This window comes from Alicyclobacillus suci (assembly GCF_017329615.1).
In the GTDB taxonomy this organism is placed as follows: domain Bacteria; phylum Bacillota; class Bacilli; order Alicyclobacillales; family Alicyclobacillaceae; genus Alicyclobacillus; species Alicyclobacillus suci.
On sequence record NZ_JAFMTW010000076.1, the window covers coordinates 1 to 6905 of the forward strand.

A 6905-nucleotide genomic window follows, 5' to 3' on the forward strand; every position below is an offset into this window, starting at 1 on the left:
TCTACTGATTGCTGCACACTTTTAGTAGATTGCACTCGATGGCTTTTTCGTCAAGATTCAGCCTCCTGAAGAATTTACACCACTACTTGAGACTTTAACGAAGTCCTAAGTTTAGATGTCGTTCAATGCTAGGATCTAATCTGAACCCGTCAGGAATCTTAATATGCTCGTCTTCAAGGTTCCAGCCATTCTCGAATTTGTAAAGCAATTCGTCCAAGTCTAGATGTATCGAATGATTCCCGCGATATATCGCTTCGGCCACAGAGGACGGAATCCCATAGAAAGACTCTAAACAATCTCGGCCAATGTGCGTTTTCTCGCCACTAGTAAGACTAACGACTGTGAATCGATATCGTAAGCTCATCCCACAATGGTCGCACTTGAAGTGACGGTTGCCGAAACCAGAGTCATCGTAACCTACAAAATCCCATTGTTCTAAGGTTTTTGTAGAGTCAACTCCACTTCCCCTTTTCTTAGCAAGACTCTCAATAATTCGAGAACGGCGACTAACACGAATTTGTTCTAGAAACTCACGCTGTGCTGTAGAAAGTTTAGAGAGGATTAATAGGCGTTCCTCGTCACTCAAAACAACATTCATTTTAGAAGAAACCTCCGTAGTGTAGTTTGACTATTCGATATACTTGATACTTTAACATCTATTTTTGTTCTGTCGAGCCAAACAGACACAAAGGGGGGATTGCTGGGGAGAAGACAGGTGCTCCCGAAGGCGAGACCCGCGCGTCTCCGCCTTCGGACATCGTAAATGCTGGTAGCCGGGTACCGAATCTCGCAAGGGACTTAGTAAAAAGTCAGTGCCTCGATTGTCTAAAAACTTATCGGTCAATCCTCTGAACGCACTCAGGTGAGTCATTGATTACGTTACCAACTATCTTGCTCACCGGGAACCATATCATGTCATCCTCCGGGAAAGGTTCAATGATAGGGAGTAAGTCGTCGATGTTTGTGACGCTCCGGTCAAGCCAGAAACGTTCGTCTTGGTGACCGCGTAAAATTGCGGGCATTCGGTTATGAATCGACTTTAGTCGAATATTTGAACCAGGCGCGACAGTGATGATGGTGCACGTATTGACTTTTTCACCATTATCGTTGACCCAGGTATCGTAAAAGCCGGCGAACGAAAAGATAGGACGACTCTTTACACGAATGTAGAAGGGTTGCTTGTCGTTCTTACGCCACTCAAAATAGCCTGTTGCAGGAATTAACGCCCGGCGCCGTTCAACGAGGTTGCGAAATACGCGATTCTGTCGTAGCCCTTCAGAGCGCGCGTTAATCGGCTTGGGACCGGCGGAGTTCCACGCTCGTGGTTCTAGTCCCCATCTGAATGGGCCAACTCGTCTCTCACCTTTGGTGCCAGTGATAATTCCAGGAATCAGTGTAGACGGAGCAATATTGTATTTGCTCGGAAAAGCATAGTTTGACTCTACGATTCCGTAGTATTTGAGGATTTCCGTCCAACTTTCCGTAATTGCAAAACGGCCGCACATCGACATCACCATTAAGATCGTAATACAAGAACGTGTGTTCGAGCAAGGGGCTGATATTATTTTCCAATGAAGGGATCGAAAAGGGAAATGGTACTGCAGTCGCTTGTTACCAAAGGAATGCAAATTTTAAACCCAAAGTGGCCGTTACAACCCGAAAGGGGAACTAAAATGAACATATAGGAGGCAATTAACCATGCTGAAGTTCCTTGTCGAGTCGTTAATCCATAACCGTAACGTGGCCGGTAAAGTCGGGGAGCTTTTAACCAGCCATACCTTATCCAAACTACCCGCAGAGTACATTATCCGAAACAACGTTCTGATACCCAATGGAGATTCCGATACGGCTCAAATCGACCACGTCATTTTGTCTCCCTACGCGATATTCGTAGTGGAAACCAAGAACATTCATGGCCGCGTTATAGGGCGTCAGAACGACCGATTTTGGACGGTATGGACCAATAAGGGTACATATGACCTGTATAATCCAATTCGACAGAATCAGGGGCATATACGGGCTCTCCGAAACGTATTGGGTGATTTGACACCAACGGTATACGTCAACCTTGTCGTTTTTGGCAGTACTGCAACGGTGCAAGTTGAAGCAGAAGAGTGGGTTGTGGGCGCTGATGAAGTTTGTCGTAAGATTCGTCAATATGGCAAAGTTCGATTCACATGGGACCAAGTTGGAGTACTGGACAGTTGGCTGCACGAGGCGTATTCAAGTGTGTCTGGTTTAGAAAAGCAGCATGTGAAGAGGGTGAAAAGCCTCAAACGGTGAACGCGCGTTTCAATCGTTGTATCACACTATTGGAACGGAATTTGTCCATGCCTCGTATGAAAATGGATTTAAAATCCGTGCGAGGTGGAGCAAATGGATTCGGTTGAAATGGTAGATCCCCGAATTTTAGTTATAAACCCTCTACGTGAGAAAGCGCGCACAATCCCCAACAAAGAACACGGACGCTATCTTATGATTCGAGATAGTATCGTTGCTAACGGAATTAAAACACCGATTCTTGTACAACGAAACACGAACATGATTATCGGAGGACACACGCGATGTGAGATTGCTATTGATTTGGGATTTCCATCTGTTCCAGTACAGTACGTTGACGTTGATGATGACCAAGCAGAATACATGCTTATTGAGGATAATCTTGACCGCGCACAAGACGAAAAAGATCTCATGAAAGTGGCTTGGCAGTGTAGTCGATTGAAAGAGTTAGAGGGTATTGAACAGGGGCGTCCCAAAAAAACACGACATGATGTCGTGGTTTTAGACAGTATTGCGGCGAAATTGAATATGTCCTCGCGAACATTTCAACGGTACATCTCTCTTAATAAGCTGATTCCATCGCTTCAGAAATTAGTGAGTGACGGAAAAATAGGAATTGCAGCCGGTTCGATTCTGTCTCGTTTGTCAAAAGAAGGTCAGGAAAACGTCTTTGACAGTATTAAGGAGCTCTCTGTCTCAAAGACGTACAACATGACCAAGCAGGATGCCGAAGGTTTTCGCAAGGCATTTGGACGTGGTGACGAAGACGAAGCATCTGACAGCGATATTGTTCAGGGCGTAAATGTGCCTGGGGACGAGGAGTTTTACCTTAGTTCTGAAGGAGGCGAAGAAACGGCTGAGGACCACTCCGAAGTTGACGTGAAGGAAGCCTTAAGAAGCCCATTGGATTCATTGGCTATAAAGGTTTCCAATCGTAATATTGACGTTCTCGGCGTCGCAAGTGAAGTCGAACAAGAATTTACAAACAGACCTATGAATGAAGAAGACCATAGAGAGCGCCTACTGGCTACTCAAAAAGGTGTCCAAGAAAAACTACAATCTCTCTTGTCTATCGAGGACGCAGAGGCGCGCCAGGCATTTGCAGTAAGTAAGATGCAAAGTGCCATTCGAACTTACCAATTGGCCCTAGAACGAGCGGAAATTGAACTCGTAACCGAGTTGGCCATTCTTACTCCACAAAACTACGAAGATGTGTTGGCGCCGTGGGAACAATTGGTCATAACGTGTGAGCGAGTAGCAAAGAAATTAGCAACACTCTTAGATCAGATGCAGAATGACAGGGTTCAGTAAGAAAAATCATCGCGAAATTCGCGTATTTCAAATAGGTATCTTCAGTAAAGTGGATATAAGAAAATCAATTCCCCAGGGAGGCCGCCAATGATGATTATTACCCTTTGTGGTTCGACTCGTTTCAAGAGTGAGTTTGAGCAAATCACCCGGGAATTAACGATGTCTAATCATATCGTCCTTGCGCCTGGAGTGTTTGCACACGCGGATCAAATTAAATTGACAGAGACCCAAAAACGCCAACTTGAAGAATTGCACCTTCGGAAAATCGATATGTCCCAATGCATATATGTAATTGACGTAGATGGCTACATTGGAACGAGCACGCAGCGGGAAATTCATTATGCGCGTCGTAAGGGTAAACCGGTGTGGTACTGGACGGAACTGCATGCCGGTTTAACTGGATGGGGGAGTTAGGGCCGCTTATTGACCGCCACCCGGAGACTCCGACAAGCGATTTTTCGTCTCCGGGTGTGCCTCGTTACGGCCATAGTTTTCAATATGGTATAAGTTTCGAAGTTCTATACTGTGCTATCGAATCAGCGGTGCCTTACACCTATGATGACCAATCCCCGGTGCGACCTATTATCCTCATAAGAGTCCTTCCAGCAAACCTCTATTTATCCCTCTGTAATTAGCTGTAACAATGGTATGGGTGATGAATATGCTATTTACACCTATAAAACCTATGCTTTTGACGATGAGAGAAGAGATTTTCGATTCTCCCGAATACTGTTTCCAACCGAAAGTCGACGGAATTCGCATTCTAGCCCATAAACAAGGGGATAAAGTTGAACTTTACACGCGTCATGGGAATATATGGACAACCAAATTTCCTGAAGTTGTAGAAGCGGTAAGAACGCTCGACGAGGACACATGCATTCTCGACGGTGAGGCAGTCGTATTCCGCGGTGGACGTCAATCATTCGATGATGTTATGGTCCGTGCCAGGTTGACTAATCCGTACAAAATCAATGCAGGTGTGTTGACGCATCCAGTGACGTACGTTGTGTGGGATGTGCTGCAAACGGGTATTCAAGACCATACACGACTTCCGTTAAGGGCGCGTATGGAGATTCTTGACCAGACCGTTGGGCGGACAGCAACACTACTACCAACGTTGACAATTGTCGGAAACGGTACCGAACTGCACGAAAAGATGAAGGAGATGGACTGGGAGGGGACGTGTGCAAAGCATGTTGATTCCCCATACCGACTCAATGAGCGGCACCCAACCGACTGGGTCAAAATTAAGTTGTGGAAGACAATGGACACATGTATCTTAGCATGGCGCCAACAACCGCGTTTCGGTATTCTTGTCGGCGCGCGCTTTCAGTCGGGGTTAAAGGCGTTGGCATGGGTGGAGAATGGCTTCAGCGACGTAGAAAAACAGACATTCAAGCGCATTGCACGTGGTATCACGTTGCGTGAAGAAAAGAGCATCTATTGGATCGAGATGGGAATCGTGGCGCGTGTGAAATACCTTGAACGAACGGAGCGTCATACGCTGCGTTTAGCAACGTTTGAGCGCTTTATTTTCGATAAGAAACCTGAAGAGTGTATATGGGTCAGTTAGGCTGAAGTCAAGCAGACATCCAATACGTTCAATTTTGGGCATATTGATAAATCCTTTTAACGGCGCAGGGCATACCTGCGCTCTTTTGTGTTTTTTGTATAATTATGGAACGAATATAGAACGTTTTCTGAAATCTCGACAGTTACAATCGAGCTATGAATTCAAACTTATTGCTTGACGGCAATTTGTTTTGCTGGCCTTTTTCTGTTGTGTAGGGTTTTTCCTTCAGTGTTCTATCTTGGGGAATGAGACCCTAAAAAATAGACCACTGAGAACATCATTCAGTAGTCTAATAAGGGGTAAAGGATTATGGTGATAACTTAATCATAACGAACGGCGCTCAATCACGCTCGTGACATGGTGGAGCGGCTATATAGATATTACCAATAAAACCGAAATATGCTGAATCGATTCTGGATGGTACTAAATCGTATGAATATATTCGTGTATTTGCCGAAGAACTCCTTTTCTCGAGTTGTGATATACATGACAGCTCCAGTTCGGCGGATAGTGGGTGAGAGTTTCACGTGGGTGCAGTTGTTAGTGGAAGCCCCGACTACGTCTGGGAAAGAAGAACAATGCCCAACTTTCGACCGGCACAATCGTATGTATCTGCTTCGGGAGGACTAGATCCATGTCCAATACCAAGACTCTACCGGTAATCGATTTTTACTGCAAAAAGTGTGATGCATTTCAGGTGGTACGCACAATAGGTGTTGTCATCAATGGACCTGTATGTAAAATATGCAGACGGCCGATGAGGCGTGTTCAGATAGTGCAAACGACTCTTGGGCTATCGTTAAAATCAGACTCAAAAGGTGGTCGCACTCGTTGAGTGGTTATTCACGTGATTTAACCTTTGCCAAGGCACAGGAACTACTAAATCAGAGCATTTATCTTCAGTACGCAAGGTTTCGCCTATTTACACACACTGTGAAAGGACAAATAACAAGGGTTATCCCGCGAGGTTTTATTCTCAATACGGATGAAAGAGAAATATTCATCCCGTTCCAAAGTGTCCGATGGTACCATCCAATCAAATCTCAGGAGGACATATTGCAAGATAAACGTAGGATGGTCATGCGAAAACTTGAAGAAACCTCAGAGAAATTAAAAAGTCATGGCTATCAAGTATTGGGTATAGATGTGGAACGCGAGGTCGTTATCTACGATGACCACGGCTCAATTCACTTGGTACGTAGATATCCTAGTCAAGCGCTATGCACGATTCATTATTCCAACGGAGACTTAGACCCGAACGAAATTTATATTCAGGATATTTGGAGTAATACACACGAAAACGAAGGTTATGGGTCTCTTGCTATGAATCATTTAATATCTCTTGCACGTGCGAGAAAATATAAGAGAATATACGGGAAAATCGTACAAACGGATTGGGAACATGTTGAGCGATTAAAACACTTCTATGAGAAATTTGGTTTTGAGGTCGAACTTAATCTAGAAAAGAAAAAGGGCAAGATATCTCTTTTATTGACGGAATAGGTTGGAAAAAGGATTTCTTGTCATGGAATTAAAGAAACTGCATACAAATATCACCGGGATTCACAGACTTGTAAAACAAGGGTGATGCATAGGTGGCATTTGTAGATGTGTTAAACGAACGATCCACATGGACATGGGACAGTAGAGTCCAATATACTGTGTAAAAAGGGATGGCACCCCGGGGCATAAAATATGAGCCATCCGCCCCTCTTTGGTAGAATGTGAGATTGGAGAAAAC

Annotated in this window: 6 protein-coding genes; 5 read left to right on the forward strand and 1 reads right to left on the reverse strand. The window is 44.7% G+C overall.

Annotated features, from left to right (window positions below; all coding sequences use genetic code 11):
• Nucleotides 1–833 precede the first annotated feature (833 nt).
• The gene (locus J3482_RS19110) at nt 834–1505 is read right to left on the reverse strand and encodes an SOS response-associated peptidase (RefSeq protein WP_021297485.1); all 672 of its coding nucleotides are present in this window, start codon (nt 1503–1505) and stop codon (nt 834–836) included.
• A gap of 193 nt (nt 1506–1698) precedes the next feature.
• On the opposite strand from J3482_RS19110, the gene J3482_RS19115 reads away from it, so the two are divergent.
• The 5 genes from J3482_RS19115 (at nt 1699) to J3482_RS19135 (ending at nt 6667) form a co-directional block, all read left to right on the forward strand.
• The gene (locus tag J3482_RS19115) at nt 1699–2283 is read left to right on the forward strand and encodes a nuclease-related domain-containing protein (protein ID WP_206922945.1); all 585 of its coding nucleotides are present in this window, start codon (nt 1699–1701) and stop codon (nt 2281–2283) included.
• 93 nt (nt 2284–2376) lie between these two features.
• Nucleotides 2377–3591 (forward strand): ParB/RepB/Spo0J family partition protein, encoded by a 1215-nt coding sequence (locus tag J3482_RS19120; protein WP_206922946.1) that lies wholly within the window; start codon nt 2377–2379, stop codon nt 3589–3591.
• Between the two features lie 90 nt (nt 3592–3681).
• Nucleotides 3682–4005: a hypothetical protein gene (locus J3482_RS19125; RefSeq protein ID WP_328702761.1), complete on the forward strand. Its 324-nt coding sequence runs from the start codon at nt 3682–3684 to the stop codon at nt 4003–4005.
• A 247-nt stretch (nt 4006–4252) separates the two neighbouring features.
• Nucleotides 4253–5164 carry an ATP-dependent DNA ligase gene (locus tag J3482_RS19130; RefSeq protein WP_206922948.1) on the forward strand — a complete coding sequence of 304 codons (912 nt, stop codon included), beginning with the start codon at nt 4253–4255 and terminating at the stop codon, nt 5162–5164.
• Nucleotides 5165–5995: 831 nt separating this feature from the next.
• Nucleotides 5996–6667, forward strand: coding sequence for a GNAT family N-acetyltransferase (locus J3482_RS19135; protein ID WP_206922949.1), 672 nt, complete (start codon nt 5996–5998; stop codon nt 6665–6667).
• The last annotated feature ends 238 nt before the right edge of the window (nt 6668–6905 follow it).